At 46.1% G+C, this 16562-nt stretch carries 17 protein-coding genes; all 17 read left to right on the forward strand.

Going from position 1 to position 16562, the window contains the following annotated elements; translation table 11 throughout:
* Nucleotides 1-161: 161 nt before the first annotated feature.
* Nucleotides 162-653: a YajQ family cyclic di-GMP-binding protein gene (locus tag EC604_RS26895; protein WP_090923812.1), complete on the forward strand. Its 492-nt coding sequence runs from the start codon at nt 162-164 to the stop codon at nt 651-653.
* A gap of 24 nt (nt 654-677) precedes the next feature.
* Nucleotides 678-830, forward strand: coding sequence for a hypothetical protein (locus EC604_RS30040; protein WP_161557064.1), 153 nt, complete (start codon nt 678-680; stop codon nt 828-830).
* A gap of 140 nt (nt 831-970) precedes the next feature.
* Nucleotides 971-1558 (forward strand): CDP-diacylglycerol--glycerol-3-phosphate 3-phosphatidyltransferase, encoded by a 588-nt coding sequence (pgsA, locus tag EC604_RS26900; protein ID WP_123067084.1) that lies wholly within the window; start codon nt 971-973, stop codon nt 1556-1558.
* Between the two features lie 109 nt (nt 1559-1667).
* Complete coding sequence (locus tag EC604_RS26905; protein WP_123067085.1) at nt 1668-2924, forward strand: competence/damage-inducible protein A; 1257 nt, start codon at nt 1668-1670, stop codon at nt 2922-2924.
* Nucleotides 2925-3164: 240 nt separating this feature from the next.
* Complete coding sequence (recA, locus tag EC604_RS26910; RefSeq protein ID WP_123067086.1) at nt 3165-4229, forward strand: recombinase RecA; 1065 nt, start codon at nt 3165-3167, stop codon at nt 4227-4229.
* A 244-nt stretch (nt 4230-4473) separates the two neighbouring features.
* A complete protein-coding gene (locus tag EC604_RS26915) occupies nt 4474-5244 on the forward strand; it encodes a regulatory protein RecX (protein ID WP_429350527.1) in 771 nt (256 codons plus the stop codon).
* A 312-nt stretch (nt 5245-5556) separates the two neighbouring features.
* Nucleotides 5557-7101 (forward strand): ribonuclease Y, encoded by a 1545-nt coding sequence (gene rny / locus EC604_RS26920; RefSeq protein ID WP_123067087.1) that lies wholly within the window; start codon nt 5557-5559, stop codon nt 7099-7101.
* An 80-nt stretch (nt 7102-7181) separates the two neighbouring features.
* Nucleotides 7182-7976 carry a TIGR00282 family metallophosphoesterase gene (locus tag EC604_RS26925; protein ID WP_123067088.1) on the forward strand — a complete coding sequence of 265 codons (795 nt, stop codon included), beginning with the start codon at nt 7182-7184 and terminating at the stop codon, nt 7974-7976.
* 117 nt (nt 7977-8093) lie between these two features.
* Entirely contained in the window at nt 8094-8354 is a 261-nt protein-coding gene (locus tag EC604_RS26930) for a stage V sporulation protein S (RefSeq protein ID WP_007430104.1), read from the forward strand.
* 118 nt (nt 8355-8472) lie between these two features.
* On the forward strand, nt 8473-9453 hold the full coding sequence (locus tag EC604_RS26935) for a dipeptidase (protein WP_123067089.1): 981 nt from the start codon (nt 8473-8475) through the stop codon (nt 9451-9453).
* Nucleotides 9454-9683: 230 nt separating this feature from the next.
* Nucleotides 9684-10256 carry a phosphate propanoyltransferase gene (gene pduL, locus EC604_RS26940; RefSeq protein ID WP_090923805.1) on the forward strand — a complete coding sequence of 191 codons (573 nt, stop codon included), beginning with the start codon at nt 9684-9686 and terminating at the stop codon, nt 10254-10256.
* A gap of 306 nt (nt 10257-10562) precedes the next feature.
* Entirely contained in the window at nt 10563-12119 is a 1557-nt protein-coding gene (gene miaB, locus EC604_RS26945; RefSeq protein WP_123067090.1) for a tRNA (N6-isopentenyl adenosine(37)-C2)-methylthiotransferase MiaB, read from the forward strand.
* A gap of 334 nt (nt 12120-12453) precedes the next feature.
* A complete protein-coding gene (locus EC604_RS26950) occupies nt 12454-12867 on the forward strand; it encodes a RicAFT regulatory complex protein RicA family protein (RefSeq protein WP_090921137.1) in 414 nt (137 codons plus the stop codon).
* 131 nt (nt 12868-12998) lie between these two features.
* The gene (locus EC604_RS26955) at nt 12999-13403 is read left to right on the forward strand and encodes a PaaI family thioesterase (RefSeq protein ID WP_123067092.1); all 405 of its coding nucleotides are present in this window, start codon (nt 12999-13001) and stop codon (nt 13401-13403) included.
* Nucleotides 13404-13487: 84 nt separating this feature from the next.
* Nucleotides 13488-14297: an NUDIX hydrolase gene (locus EC604_RS26960; RefSeq protein WP_090921102.1), complete on the forward strand. Its 810-nt coding sequence runs from the start codon at nt 13488-13490 to the stop codon at nt 14295-14297.
* Nucleotides 14298-14426: 129 nt separating this feature from the next.
* Nucleotides 14427-14984, forward strand: a complete 558-nt coding sequence (locus EC604_RS26965) for a cysteine hydrolase family protein (protein ID WP_123067093.1) — start codon at nt 14427-14429, stop codon at nt 14982-14984.
* Between the two features lie 92 nt (nt 14985-15076).
* Nucleotides 15077-16531, forward strand: coding sequence for a nicotinate phosphoribosyltransferase (locus EC604_RS26970; RefSeq protein ID WP_123067094.1), 1455 nt, complete (start codon nt 15077-15079; stop codon nt 16529-16531).
* Nucleotides 16532-16562: the final 31 nt, after the last annotated feature.

The following is a 16562-nucleotide window of genomic DNA, read 5'->3' on the forward strand; positions in this document are numbered from 1 at the left end:
CGGAAAGCCGTATGAGGGAAAACCTCACGTACGGTTTGATGAGGAGAGGCCGGGTTTTGCCCAGCCTTTTACTCTAGTAAACATGACTAAAATTAGACTTTTGCTTGAAGTTTACTCTATAATGTTACAGAACATATGATTAATTGAAAGGGTGACTCGGTTTGAGTTCAGAAAATTCATTTGATATTGTGTCCAAAATGGACTTGCAAGAATTGACCAATGCCGTTACGCAAACGGAAAAAGAAATTGGTGCTCGTTATGATTTCAAGGGCAGTAAAAGCAGCTTGAAACTGGATAAAGATGCTCTTACGATTGTGTCTGATGATGAGACAAAATTAAAAGCGGTTATTGAAGTTTTACAATCGAAAATGGCAAAGCGTGGGCTGCCGCTGAAAAATATGGATTACGGGAAAGTGGAGCCAGCTTCCTCTGGTACTGTTCGCCAGCGTTTGAATTTTAAACAGGGCATTGATCAGGATGTGGCTAAAAAAATTAATATCCTCATTCGTGATTCCAAACTGAAGGTGAAGAGTCAGATTCAGGGAGACCAGCTTCGGGTGACAGGTAAAAGCAAAAATGATCTGCAAGCCGTTATGCAACTTCTTAATGGAGCTAACTTGCCACTGGATCTGCAATATACCAATTTTAAATAAAAGTTCTTGTACAGAAATGTCTTTTTGACACTGTATTGGTACGTATATTATACTGAATGTGCATTGCTGGCAGTCATGCATCAAGCCCAGTCTTCATCGTTAGCTGACTTTGTGAAAAGCAGTACACTTCTGGAAGTCGCCGGAGCGTTTAAAAGCAGTTTTGCGTTTGAGCGGTAGACTTTATTTTTTGCGTTTCTACATAGGCTTTTATGTAAATATAAGTCGACGTTTCAATCGTTCATTTCTTGCTTCAGATGATGAATACGGAATTAAGATGATTGTTTGAAGTAATGGAGGATACAAAGGGAGGGCGTCTTGTGAATTTACCCAACCGGATTACGCTTGCACGAATTTGCTTAATCCCTTTTTTGATGGTGTTCCTGCTTGTGGATTTTCCGTTTTATCCAGAGCCGTTACATTTTGGGAGCTTTACGCTTCCGTATAACCAGTTAATTGCTGCTTTTATTTTTATCGTTGCTGCAAGCACGGATGGAATAGACGGCTATCTTGCAAGGAAAAACAATATGGTCACCAATCTGGGCAAGCTGCTTGATCCTCTGGCAGACAAGCTTCTGGTCACCGCTGTTTTGATTTCATTGGTTCAAATGGGCAAGCTGGATTCGTGGATTGCAGTCGTTATTATCAGCCGTGAATTTGCCGTGACCGGTCTACGTCAGATTGCTTTGTTGGACGGTTCGGTTGTAGCGGCGAGTGCATGGGGCAAACTGAAAACAGTAGTGCAGATTGTAGCCATTGTTTTGCTACTGCTGAACAATTTCCCCTTCTCATACACGGGTATTCATGTCGATGAAATTGCGGTATATGTAGCGGCTCTGATCACCATCTGGTCTGGAATCGACTACTTTATCAAAAACAAAAACTTGCTTCATTTATCTAAAGCGTAATGATTTAAGCTGAAACGGGTAATGATGAAAGACTCATTGGGTCAAAGGGCAATAGGAACTCATCCTATTGCCCTTTGACTACTCCACATATGTACAGGAGGAAGCCAAAATGAAGGCAGAGATTATTGCAGTTGGGACAGAGTTACTGCTGGGACAGATCGTAAATACCAATGCCAGATACCTTTCCCGGGAACTTGCTGCAATGGGGATTGACGTATATTTTCAAACGGTAGTTGGAGATAATCAGAATCGGCTTAGTGAAGCGATACGCATCGCGCAGGGGCGTGCAGACATTATTCTATTTTCCGGGGGCATCGGGCCAACGCAGGATGATTTGACAAAAGACGCGCTGGCTGCAGTGCTAAATCGGAAGTTGCATATTGACCGTATGGCTATGGATAAAATTGAAGGTTTCTTCCGCGATCGGAATGTGGAAATGACAGAAAATAATCGGCGCCAAGCCATTGTTCTAGAGGGTGGAACCCCTCTGGCGAATGAAACTGGACTTGCTGCAGGAAACGCGATTGCGGATAACGATAAATATTATGTTGTTATGCCTGGGCCACCTAAAGAATTGATTCCAATGTTCGAGCAGGAAGCCAAACCTTGGTTGCTCCAGCATGCTCTTACAGAAGAAATGCCGATTTATTCACGAATGTTGAAATTCGCAGGCATCGGAGAATCTGCTTTGGAGGATCGGTTGCTTGACTTGATCGACGGACAGACAGACCCTACGATTGCTCCTTACGCGAGTGAGGGAGAAGTGACCGTACGTGTGTCTACCAAGGCTCCGAGCGAAGGAGAAGCCAAGCTAAAGCTGGATGCGATGGAAGTGCAGATCCGTGAGCGTTTATCTGAACATCTCTACGCTAACGAGGATGTGCCTATAGAGTACACGATTGTTACAATGATGTCTGATATGGGGCTGACTCTGAGCGCGGCCGAAAGCTGCACAGGAGGGCTTGTGATGCAGAGTTTAACTTCGGTGCCTGGAAGTGCATCAATGTTAAAAGGTGGCATTGTATGTTACTCTAATGAGATCAAAGAAAAGCTGTTAAATGTGCCTCACAGTTACCTGGAGGGTGAAGATGCACCAGGTGCTGTTAGCCCAGAGGTGGCAAAAGTGCTTGCAGAGCAGATCCGCATGATCGGGGATGCTGATTTTGGTTTGGCGATTACCGGAGTAGCCGGCCCGGGATATTCGGAACGTAAACCACCAGGCCTCGTGTTTATCGCTCTGGCTGAGCGTGGGAAGGATACGGAGATTCATGAACTCCGGATTAACGGTAACCGGGAAACGGTTCGCATTCGCTCGGCAAAAGCGATTCTGTATCGGTTATGGCAAAAGTTAGTCGCTATTGATTGATGATTACGCAGGCAGATTGCATTTGCATAATTGAGGAAGTATAATGATTGTAGACGGAAGAACCGTAAAATGTGGCTTTACAGCCTTGTTTACGGTTCTTTTTCTGTTTTTTCATCGATTTCCATGAGGAAGAGGCGCCTCGGCCTGAACAAAAAAACGAATGTATGTTCGAAAAAAAGCTTGGCAAACGAGTTAAAACAAGGTATCATTATATTATAAACAGTAAAGGGTGTGAGTTTATTGTCAGACCGTCGTGCCGCGCTTGATATGGCGCTCCGTCAAATAGAGAAGCAATTTGGTAAAGGTTCCATCATGAAATTGGGTGAGTCAACTCACATGAATGTGGAAGTTATTCCCAGCGGATCTTTGGCTTTGGATATTGCATTAGGAACAGGCGGCTTGCCGAAAGGCCGTATTGTTGAAATATATGGACCTGAATCTTCAGGTAAAACAACTGTGGCATTACATGCTATTGCTGAAGTTCAACGTGCAGGTGGACAAGCTGCGTTTATCGATGCTGAGCACGCGCTTGATCCGAATTATGCAAGCAAACTGGGTGTTAACATTGATGAATTGCTCTTGTCTCAACCGGATACAGGTGAGCAAGGATTGGAAATCGCCGAGGCTCTTGTACGCAGTGGTGCAGTAGATATCATTGTTATTGACTCGGTAGCAGCACTTGTACCAAAAGCGGAGATTGAAGGAGAGATGGGGGATTCCCACGTTGGTCTGCAGGCTCGTTTGATGTCTCAGGCACTCCGTAAATTGTCCGGTGCAATCAGTAAATCTAAAACGATTGCCATCTTCATCAACCAGCTTCGTGAGAAAGTTGGTGTTATGTTTGGTAACCCGGAAACGACACCAGGTGGCCGTGCATTAAAGTTCTATTCCACGGTTCGTCTAGATGTACGCCGTATCGAGAGTATCAAATCGGGCAATGACATTACGGGTAACCGTACTCGTATTAAAGTTGTTAAAAACAAAGTGGCGCCTCCGTTCAAACAAGCGGAAGTTGACATTATGTATGGTGAAGGTATTTCCAAAGAGGGAAGTATCATCGATATCGGTACAGAGCTGGATATCGTGAACAAAAGTGGTGCATGGTATTCATACGAAGGCGAACGTTTAGGTCAAGGCCGCGAAAACGCAAAGCAGTTTATGAAAGAACATAAAGAAATTGCTGATGTGATTGAGCAGAAAATTCGTGAAGCCAGCAATCTGACAACGGCTGTTCCTGCTCCTACGAGTGAAGAGCAAGAAAAAGAAGCAGCTGAAGAACAGGAATTATTCGAAATTAATGAGTAATTCTTCTGTGCGGGAAGGCTTTGATCTTCTTTCACAGTAAACTTTGTATTGAGCGATTGCTAATGCTTTAGCTAGCTAAATAGGATTGGTTTTTCGCGATGCTAACAGCCTCTGTCCATTCCGGACAGAGGCTGTTAGCATCTATGCCATCTGTAACCTGAGCTGAATCGAGATCGTAAGAGCGACCGAAGGGGATTCTCATTTTTAACCCGAAATATAAACAAAGGGGAGCGTGAAGATTGTAGTGAAACATCGCCAAAAGGAACAAGAATATGACAAACAAGATGATGAAGAAGAATTGCAAGAATCAGCAAAATTAAATGGCATCTCCCAATTTCCAGATGATGAAGAACTTATCATTACCCGGGTAGAACGCACCAAGAGCAGAGAGGCTCGCTACCTGATTTCATTTGGCAACTACTCACTTACGGTTCTGGAAGATGTGATGATTAAATACAGGATGACACGCGGCAACATTTTCATGAAGAAAGATCTGGAGGAAATCATCATTGCGGATGAACGCCAGCGAACGTATGTGCAATCGTTACGTTTCTTGGAGTTTAAGCAACGGACGCGTCATGAATTAAAGGAGAAACTAAAGCAAAAAGAGTTCGCTGTGACAATCATTGACGAGGTTTTGGATCGGCTGGTACAAGAGAAACTCGTTGATGATGATCTATTTGCTAAGGAATGGACAAGACAGCGTATGGAGGGGCAGCGGAAGGGGAAACTGTGGATAAGGCAAGAATTGCGTCAAAAAGGCATTGCAAGTGAACTCATTGCTGAGGTACTAGATGACGTGAGTGAGGATGCGGAATACGACACCGCATTAATAGCTGGTCGTAAGAAGTGGAAACAGGTTCGTGGAGATGTGCAGGAGAAGAAACGTAAAACGTTCCCGTACTTGATGCGACGCGGTTTTAGCACGGATCTGGTGCGCCGGGTCATGAATCGTTTAATGGAAGAGGATGGAGCAGAAGATGCCGAAGATGATGAAGCATTGTTATGGGACTAGACGAGAAGACTAACAATACTGCATTCTCTTGACAATTTCTTTCGTCAAATACTAAAATGGACATGAGTCTGTTAAGAAAAGGACAACCCTTTTTCCTTCCAAAAAAGCGGTTTCGGTTTCTACAGATTTATACCATTCTTAATTATGGGTTCACTGGATACGGTGAATAGTACATGTATTCATGTACATGTGAAATGAAAATCGGCGGGGGATCGCCGTGAGTATTCGTTATTCCCAAACATATGTAAGGCATGAAAACAGAAAAGTTGACCCAAGGAGTGCCTTGGAGGAACCAACGAGGAGGTGAACAGTATGGGCGAAATCGCTATCACGATCATTCTCGTTGTGGCCGCGCTCGTTATTGGGTTCGGAGTCGGATATTTTATTCGCAAATCTCTTGCAGAGGCTAAAATCTCTAGTGCGGAACAAGCTGCCGTACAAATCGTGGAGAACGCGAAAAAAGAGGCAGAGGCACTGAAGAAAGAAACGGTGCTGGAAGCGAAGGATGAGATTCATCGCATTCGCGCCGAAGCTGAAAAGGACACTCGTGAACGTCGGAACGAAATTCAACGACAAGAGAGACGATTGTTGCAAAAAGAAGAGTCGCTGGATAAAAAATTGGAATCACTCGAACGTAAAGAAGAGCAAGTGGCTAACAAAGAGAAACGTATCGATGAAACACAGCAGCAGATCGAAATGATCTACAAAAACCAGGTGACGGAGCTTGAACGAATCTCCAATCTCACGATGGAAGACGCACGCAGTATCATACTGTCCAACGTAGAACAGGAAGTCCGTCATGAGACGGCTCAAATGATCAAGGACATTGAACAGCAAGCGAAGGAAGAAGCGGACAAAAAGTCCCGCGAGATCATTACACTCGCCATCCAGCGCTGTGCGGCTGACCATGTAGCCGAGACAACGGTATCCGTTGTAACGCTGCCTAATGAAGAAATGAAAGGCCGGATTATCGGTCGTGAAGGACGTAACATCCGTGCGCTTGAAACCCTTACCGGGATTGACCTCATTATCGATGATACGCCAGAAGCTGTTATTCTGTCGGGCTTTGACCCGATTCGCCGTGAGATTGCCCGCACTGCACTGGAGAAACTGGTGGCGGATGGACGGATTCACCCGGCGCGTATCGAAGAGATGGTGGAAAAATCACGTAAAGAAGTGGATGAGCGCATCCGTGAATACGGTGAACAAGCTACCTTTGAAGTGGGCGTGCATGGTCTGCACCCGGATCTCATCAAAATTCTGGGCCGCCTGAAGTTCCGCACAAGTTACGGTCAGAACGTCCTGAAACATTCGATGGAAGTTGCTTATTTGGCAGGACTAATGGCTGGAGAACTTGGAGAAGACGTGACTTTGGCAAGACGTGCAGGTTTGTTGCATGACATCGGTAAAGCGCTGGATCACGAAGTGGAAGGATCACACGTCGAAATTGGCGTGGAGCTGGCGAAGAAATACAAGGAACACCCAGTGGTTATTAACAGTATCGCTTCCCATCACGGGGATTGCGAAGCAACTTCGGTTATTGCGATGCTGGTGGGTGCAGCTGATGCGCTGTCTGCAGCTCGTCCGGGTGCACGCCGCGAAACATTGGAGACATACATCAAACGACTTGAGAAGCTGGAAGAAATTTCGGAATCTTTCGAAGGCGTCGAGAAATCGTACGCTATCCAGGCTGGACGTGAAGTTCGCGTCATGGTGCAGCCTGAGAAGATTGATGATGCTGAAGCTTTCCGCCTCGCACGTGACATCACGAAGATGATTGAGAATGAACTTGATTATCCAGGTCATATCAAAGTCACCGTGATCCGGGAAACCCGGGCGGTTGAATACGCAAAATAGAGCATTTTGGAAAAGTGGCCGCTACAGTGGGCCACTTTTCCTGTTGATAAGCCATGCAGGAATTGAGGAGGCAACAAATCATGAAAGTTTTGTTTATTGGGGACATCGTAGGAAACGTAGGGCGTAAAGCGCTTAAAGAGAATTTGCCATATCTGAAATCGAAATATAAACCCCATGTGATCATAGTAAATGGTGAGAATGCTGCAGCAGGACGCGGGATTACAGGCGCGATTGCAAATGAATTTTTTAACTGGGGTGTGCATGGCATTACGCTTGGCAACCATACTTGGGACAATAAGGATATTTTTGATTTTATAGATGATGAACCGCGGATGATCAGACCTGCCAATTTCCCCCCAGGAACACCTGGACGCGGGTATACCGTAGTTAAGGGCGAAGGGAAAGAACTTGCGATCGTGAATCTGCAAGGCAGAACCTTCTTGCCTGCGATTGACTGTCCGTTTCGCGCAGCGGATGAAATTGTGGACAAGCTACGGAGAGACTATAACTGTATTCTTGTGGATATGCACGCGGAAGCAACGTCTGAGAAGATCGCGATGGGCTGGCATCTCGATGGACGTGCATCCTTCGTTGTAGGTACGCATACCCATGTGCAAAGCAACGACGAACGCATTTTGCCTGGGGGCACAGCATATTTGACCGATGCGGGTATGGTTGGACCGCGTGATGGTATTCTGGGCATGGAGCGTGAAGCGGTGCTGCGCAAATTTTATACCCAGCTTCCGGTAAGGTTTGTGGTTGACGACGGCAAATGGCATTTTCATGGCGTGGTCGTGGATATTGATGAAGCAACCGGTGCGGCTACGCGAATTGAAAAAATTCGATTAATGGAAGACGAGTGGCGCATGGAATAGGGGCATTGTCCCATTTTGCCGGGAAACCCTGCTAAAAAGAAGGAATTTTTTTTCCTCCCGCGAATAACATCTAGTAAGTGGAAACAAACTTTCAACATTCCCAGGGAGGTACTTACCATGGATGTATTAAAAGTTTCAGCAAAGTCCAATCCTAACTCTGTAGCCGGCGCTCTTGCAGGAGTTCTTCGTGAACGTGGAAATGCTGAACTGCAGGCAATTGGAGCGGGAGCACTGAACCAAGCTATTAAAGCGGTAGCGATTGCCCGGGGATTTGTAGCACCAAGCGGAGTTGACCTGATTTGTATTCCAGCTTTTACAGACATTGTGATTGACGGTGAGGACCGAACGGCCATTAAGCTGATTGTGGAGCCCAGATAATACATGAGTTGAACGTACGCATGAGCCTGTTTACGAATAAAGTAGACAGGTTTTTTTGCGTTATTTTACAAAATAATCGAGCGAAAAGGGTAATTATACGTTATTAGGAGGGTGGGCTATGTCGAGAATAGGCCAGCGTATCGCTGATTTTCATTGTGATGCACTAAGCAAACTGCTGATGAAACCTGAACTTTCTTTTGTGAAAGCTTCCGAACTGGATGTCAATGTGGAACGCATGCAAGAAGGTGGTGTACATCTGCAGGCGTTTGCGATTTATTTGCCGGAAGTGCTGGGCCGAGGCAAGTTTGAACATGTCATGGGACAATTGGAGCTGTATCGTAAAAAGGTCGAGCATAGCGCACAGCGCTCCGGCGGGGTCAAGACACTGCTTTGGCGCGAACAGGTAGCAAACTTGCATACGGAGGCGGAAACCGCTCCATGGGGCTTAATGACATTGGAGGGGGTCGATGGGCTGGAGGGAAACCTGTTTTATCTGCAATTGTGTTTTCAGATGGGGGTACGCGTCGTTGGTCTTACATGGAATCATGCCAATTGGGCAGCAGACGGAATTATGGAAAAGCGGGGGGCGGGTCTGACAGAGAAAGGCAAGGAACTGGTGCGTCTCTGCAATCAGATGGGAATGCTCCTGGATGTGTCTCATTTATCGGAAAAGGGGTTCTGGGAACTGGCCGATCTGAGCGAACGTCCTTTCATAGCCTCGCATTCAAACAGCTATAGCGTATGTCCGCATGTGCGTAACTTGAAGGATGACCAGGTTCAGGCCATAGTTGCAAGAGATGGACGTATTGGCTTGACGTTCGTACCCTGGTTTGTCAAAGAAGCGGATGAGGTGCGTATACAGGATTTGCTGCCGCATATTGAGCAGATCTGTTCGCTTGGCGGGGCTCATCATCTGATGATGGGATCAGATTTTGACGGGATATCAACCAAAATTCAGGGTCTGGAGCACGCGGGATGTTATCCGAAGTTGACAGAAATATTGCTGAAGCATTATGACGAAGCACTGGTACATGGTTGGTTATGGGGGAATGCGATGCGCTATCTCGGGGAACACTTGCCAGAGGGTAAACACGGGTAAATTCAATTCATAAAGGACAGGATGAAAAGGAATAAAGCAGGAAGCAGAATGTAATAAATCTCACTTTTTTCAAAATAAGTGCCTCGAAATGGAAATGATTCAGCGAAAATAAGTGTATTTCATGAATTTTCATTAGTTTGTTTTCATTTCACAGTAAAAAGGAGTATAATACCACTTGGATTGTTAAGAGCCTGTCTACAGGCCATAGATAAACAAGGAGTGAATTTACGATGAGTAAAACAGTACCTGTGGGCGTATCCGCCCGTCACATTCATGTATCCCAAGAGCACGTTGACATTTTGTTCGGCAAAGGTTATGAACTGACTGAATTTAAACCTCTGTCCCAACCCGGACAATATGCTGCGAACGAAACGGTAGCGGTCATTGGTTCCAAAGGACAGTTTGATAAAGTGCGTATCCTCGGACCTGTTCGTCCGGAAACACAATTGGAAATCTCCATGACAGATTCTTTTGCGATCGGTGTAAAGGCACCTGTGCGTGAATCTGGAAGCATTGAGGGCACACCAGGCATCACAATCAAAGGCCCAGCTGGCGAAGTAACGATAGACAAAGGTGTCATTGTGGCCGCTCGTCACATCCACTTCCACACGTCCGATGCAGCAAAATGGGGCATTGAAGACAAACAAATGTTAAAAGTTCGTTTGGGTGGGGATCGTGGTCTGGTATTGGAAAATGTACTGGCTCGTGTATCCGATTCCTTTGCACTGGATATGCACATCGATACAGACGAAGCAAATGCAGCAGGCGCTCGCAATGGCGACACTGCTGAAATCATTGACTAATGATTCTACACGGCCTATAGCGTTGCAGTGCAACATGGAGGCTGGATATAAGTGACAATGACCTGAGTACACTGGCAGAGGCAGTTCATCTTGAACTGTGCGTCAACGTGCTCAGGTTTTTTTGTATAAGGCTGATAGGACGGTAAAATGGAGTTGGTAGCGCCGTGTTTGCTTGTGGAACTACAGCCCAATTCATGTTATAATTTGCTGTAATGCTCTTTTGAAGCATGAGGAACCAAATGGTTGAATTTTGTGATGAAAAGAACGCTTTTTATGAATAGAGGCTGTAAGGAGTGACCGAAGGAAATGGCTAAAGACTCAAAAAAGGATTACTCCCAATATTTTGATTTCTCCGATGCCAAAGTAATTTCGCAAGATGAATTCAGCAAAAAGATTAGAATTCGTGGCCGCGAGATTAATATCAAAGCGGAACCGAACCATCGTCAGGAGAAACAAAGGGGCAAGGAAGACATTCAGGTGCTGTATGAGACGGCTGTTCCCGAAGAGCTGAAAACGATCGGAAAGGGCAAGCATTATATCGTATACACTTATGGATGTCAGATGAATGAACACGACTCCGAGACGATCAAAGGTCTGCTGGAGACGATGGGGTATCAAGCTACGGAAGATCGCAAAGCGGCGGATCTCATTTTACTTAACACGTGTGCGATTCGTGAAAACGCGGAAGACAAAGTATTTGGTGAACTGGGCCATCTAAAGACGCTTAAGCTGGAAAACCCAGGCTTATTGCTTGGCGTATGCGGGTGTATGTCTCAAGAAGAAGGTGTCGTTAACCGGATCATGCAGAAGCATGGTTTTGTTGACATGATCTTTGGTACCCACAATGTACACCGTCTACCGCACCTGATTCAGGAAGCGCTCTTTAGTAAAGAGATGGTTGTCGAAGTGTGGTCTAAGGAAGGCGACATCATTGAGAACCTGCCGAAGAAACGGGAAGGCATGCGCGGCTGGGTAAACATTATGTATGGTTGCGACAAGTTCTGTACATATTGCATTGTACCGTTTACTCGGGGGAAAGAACGTAGCCGTCGTCCAGAGGACGTTATTGCAGAAGTAAGGGAACTGGCTAGACAGGGATTTAAGGAAATTACACTGCTAGGTCAGAATGTGAATGCGTACGGCAAGGATTTTACGGATCTGAAATACACCTTTGGTGACTTGATGGACGATATTCGTAAAATAGATATTCCACGCGTGCGTTTTACAACGAGCCATCCGCGTGACTTCGATGATCATTTGATCGAGGTGCTTGCCAAAGGTGGCAATCTGGTGGAGCACATCCATCTGCCAGTGCAATCAGGCAGCACGGAAGTGCTCAAACGTATGAGTCGTAAATATACGCGGGAACACTATTTGAATCTAGCGGCGAAGATCAAAGCGGCCATTCCAAACGTCGTTTTGACAACGGATTTCATTGTGGGATTCCCTGGCGAAACGGACGAGCAGTTTGAGGATACGCTCTCTCTGGTTCGTGAAGTCGGTTATGATTTTGCCTATACGTACATCTACTCTCCACGTGAGGGTACGCCTGCAGCGGTGATGGAAGATAATGTACCGATGGAAGTGAAAAAAGAACGTCTGAAACGTTTGAACGAAACGGTGAACGAGTACAGCCAGCGCAGCAACGAGCAGCAACGTGGCAAGATTGTTGAAGTACTTGTCGAAGGCGAGAGCAAACGTAATTCGAATGTTCTGGCTGGACGTACACGCAGCAACAAGCTGGTTCATTTTGAAGGGCCTAAGGAACTGATCGGCACGTTTGTACAAGTTGAAATTACCGATCCGATGACGTTTTATATTCGCGGCAACTTGCTTACGGAGCCGGTAGCAGCGAATCAGTAAAATCTCATGAGATTTTCGGTCTCAATACCAACATCTCTTAATTAAGATGAATGTTTTTTTGAACTTAGGTCAAGTGTGCGACGAGACATAGCGGAGGGGACGGAATCGATTCTGTAGAAACGAAGTGCTCGCCTTTATGGCTGGATTTTCCCCTTTGAGAAGGGGATCGAAAAAAATCCGGAGATAACAGCGATCGAAAGAACGATCCGAACCCGTAGCGGCTACCCAAGCCTTAGTCCAAACAATGTTTAACCGCAGTCTCATCCTTATATCATCTCATACGAATGGAGCGATTACAGTGGCGCAGGAAGAAGTGCAGTACAACCATTATGGAATGCCAACCTACGATACGCGCAATCTGATCATACGCGACGACATTATGGGAAAGGCCAAAGAACTGGCAGATATGCTCGGAACGAGCGAAGAAGTAAGACAGTTTCAACAGGCAGAAGCCAAAATCCGAGATCATGAGCGCATTCAGCAATTGATCGCAACGATTAAGAAAAAACAAAAAGAAATCGTTGCTTTCGAAAGTTTCAACAACAGTGCCATGGTTAGCAAAATTGAACAGGAAATTGATGACTTGCAAAACGAACTGGACAGCATTCCGCTAGTAACAGAATTCCAGCAGAGTCAAAGTGACATCAATTATCTGCTTCAACTAGTTATTTCGGTGATTCGGGATACAGTATCGGAAAAAGTCAATGTCGAAGCTGGAACGGATTCACCTCCGACCAGCTGCGGTTAAATGAACGGAAGGGTGCGGACGCAGTCCGCGCCTTTTTTGACATCATGGAGATCAATGAACCCCGAATGAAGCAACGAAAAAGACATCTAGAGTGAGTTAAACAACGTGTGGAATAGAAGGAGAAATGAAACATGAGTATTTTGGACAAAATGGTGGAAGACGGCGATGGCCGATTCTGGGGATTTCTTGGGTGCCGATATATCAAGGGCAACAAACAAGAAGTCCAGATTGCGCTGACAGCAGGAGAGCATCATACCAACTCGATGGGCATAATTCATGGTGGTGTGTTGACCTCATTGATGGATCAGGCGATGGGCATGGTCGCAACAGCTGCTATGGAGGTCGATAGTTGTGTCACCACAAACCTCAATGTACATTTTCTGGCTCCAATGAGTCAGGGCGAGTTAATCGTAACGTCAACCGTGTTGCACCAAGCTGGGCGTAGCATCACGACCCAATCTGAGGTTCGCGATGCCTCAGGAACGCTGGGATGTATGGCTACAGCGACGTTCCGTGTGGCCAAATCGAGAGCCTGAAGACGGAAAACGGAGTCCACTGTTGACAAAAGTTATTATTATGTCATAATGAGATTATCAAAATGAATATAGTCGGTGGTGCCCATGAGCGAAAACAACAAACACGTTAACACTGAATCAGCAAACGATGAACTGGAAGCACGTAATTATAGTTCCAAAAAATATCGTACCCCAGACGGGGTTCCTGCAGATATCGTCATGTTCACCTTGACGAAGCGGGAGCGCAAAACAGTAACGAAAACCCTCCCGATTCGGGAGTTGAAGGTTATGTTAATTAAACGCAAGGGCTGGCCGTTTGCCGGAAGGTGGGCATTGCCTGGTGGATTTTGCCAAGAGAATGAGTCCATTTACGGTGCGGCGAAGCGCGAACTGATGGAGGAGACCGGTGTAGACGGCGGGCATCTCGAATATCTGAACGTTTACAGTCAGCCTGGGCGTGACCCCAGAGGTTGGATTATCTCTCATGCCTTCTTTGCACTTGTAGAGGAATGGATGCTTGAACACAGGCAGGCAGCGGATGATGCGGAAGATGTCGGGTTGTTTACGATCCAGGAGGCACTGGAAGAGCTGGAACTCGCCTTTGATCACAGAACGATCATCGAAGATGCATACAGACGAATCCAGCAACAGATGCTGGAGACAACGATTGCGAGACAGTTTTTGCCGCGTGATTTTACGTTAAGTGAATTATATCAGGTCATCCAGAGTGTTGTACCCGATTTCGAAGAGCCTAATTTTATTCGTAAAATAACATCTACACGCAGCCGTAAAGGGATTGTCGAGGAGGTACGTGACGATGAGGGCAATCTGGTCAGCTCCAATCAGTACTCCCAACGTCCAGCACAGTTGTATCGATTTACTGAACTAGTGCCGCGTTTATCCATCTATACGTAAAAAAGGGTCTCGATGTATCCCAAGCATGTTACGTATGAAGCCAGTTTGGAATGAACGCTTTTGGTCAGCTAGGTAAGATGAGTTTTGCATGATGCATTCAACCATATTCAAACCAAGGGAGTGTGGACGATGAAAGCATTGATTGTGATCGATTTTACACGAGATTTTGTGACGGGAGCATTGCCAGTGGGTCAACCGGCCGTAGAGATTGAGGAAACGGTAGCGGAGATTACCGAGGCGTACCTCAATAATAAAGATGAAGTGATCATGGCAGTAGATCTGCATGAAAAAAATGATCCTTATCATCCGGAAACGGTGCTTTTCCCGCCTCATAACATCCGTGACACAGAGGGAAGACAGCTATACGGCCGTCTTGCCGAGGTAATGGAGAAGCACGTGAGTGAAATTCGGTGGATGGATAAAACGAGATATAGCGCGTTCTGCGGAACAGACCTGGAGCTGAAGCTGCGCGAACGAGGCATAACGGATATTGCGCTAATCGGGGTATGTACAGATATATGTGTATTACATACCGCTGTGGATGCCTATAACAAAGGATTCCATATTACGATCTATGAGGATGCTGTAGCCAGTTTTAACCCTGCAGGTCATGAATGGGCGCTTGGACACTTTCGTTCGAGCATGGGGGCACAAGTGGTTAAGGCAAGTGAAACGATTTTGGCCTGATTCGCCACCGAAGATTGCGGTGTAATCAGCTTTAAGCCCGTATTTTCAGGAATGATCTGAGAAGCGAGCGGAAGTCAGAGAGGATGAGACAAATGCAGACAACAAGCCTGGCTTTACATACGGATAAATATCAGATCAACATGATGTATGCGCACTGGGTGAATGGTACACACAAACGGAAGGCGGTATTTGAAGCCTACTTCCGTAAGCTTCCTTTTGGCAACGGATATGCCGTATTTGCCGGATTGGAGCGTATTGTGAATTATATCAGCCAGCTACGCTTCACGATGGAGGACATCAAGTTTTTATCCAAACAACCAGAGAACTATGACCCGGTCTTTCTGGAGGAATTGCTTCAGTTCTCTTTCCAGGGAACGATTCATTCCATGAAGGAAGGTGCAATTGTTTTTCCTGACGAACCGCTCATTCGGGTTGAAGGAACGATTATGGAAACGCAATTGGTGGAAACAGCGATACTTAACTTCATGAATTATCAGACGCTGATTGCAACGAAAGCTTCTCGCATTAAACAGGTGGCGCAGCAAGATACATTGCTTGAATTCGGAACACGCCGTGCACAAGAAGCGGATGCTGCGATTTGGGGTGCACGTGCTTCATATGTTGCCGGTTTTCATGCGACATCCAATATGCTGGCTGGTGAACAGTTTGGCATTCCGACAGCAGGCACACACGCACATTCCTGGGTGCAGAGTTTTATGACGGAGCAGGAGGCGTTTGATGCGTATGCAAGAGTGCTGCCGGATCAGGTGACGCTACTCGTGGATACGTTTGATACGCTGAATAGCGGCGTGCCTCATGCGATCAAAACAGCCAAGTGGCTGGAGAGTCAAGGCAAAAAGATGAATGCTATTCGTCTGGATAGCGGAGACCTTGCCTATCTTTCGATTCAGGCCCGTCAGATGTTGGATGAAGCCGGACTGGACTATGTGAAAATCGTAGCTTCGAATGATCTCGATGAAAATACGATCTTTAACTTGAAAGCTCAAGGTGCGCGGATCGACACATGGGGTGTCGGTACACAGTTGATTACAGCATCGGATCAGCCTTCTTTGGGAGGCGTCTACAAGCTGGTAGAGCGTGAAGTGAACGGAGAAATGTTGCCAACGCTTAAAATATCGGCAAATCCCGAGAAGGTGTCTACACCGGGTAAAAAAGAAGTCTTCCGCATCATTGATCCGAAGCATGGCAAAGCTATTGCGGATTATATCTGCTATCCGGATGAGGAGCAGCCGCTCCAGGGAGGACCGCTCAAGCTGTTCAACCCGCTACATCCTTATCTGAAAAAAACGGTAACCCGTTATGAAGCAGTTAACATGCTGGAGCCGATATTTGTGCATGGACGTAAAGTGTATGAGCTGCCTACGCTCGATGAAATACGTGCGTATCATAAGGAGCAGTTAAACCTTTTCTGGCCGGAGTACCAACGGAAGCTGAACCCGGAAATTTACCGTGTGAACATCAGCCCGGCCGCATGGAATATGAAGCAAAAGCTGATTGCTGAGCATGTGAAATCAACGGAAGAGTAATATCATAGCTGTATGTGAGAATCAGGAAGGC

The organism is Paenibacillus amylolyticus (genome assembly GCF_003719335.1).
Lineage (GTDB): Bacteria > Bacillota > Bacilli > Paenibacillales > Paenibacillaceae > Paenibacillus > Paenibacillus amylolyticus_D.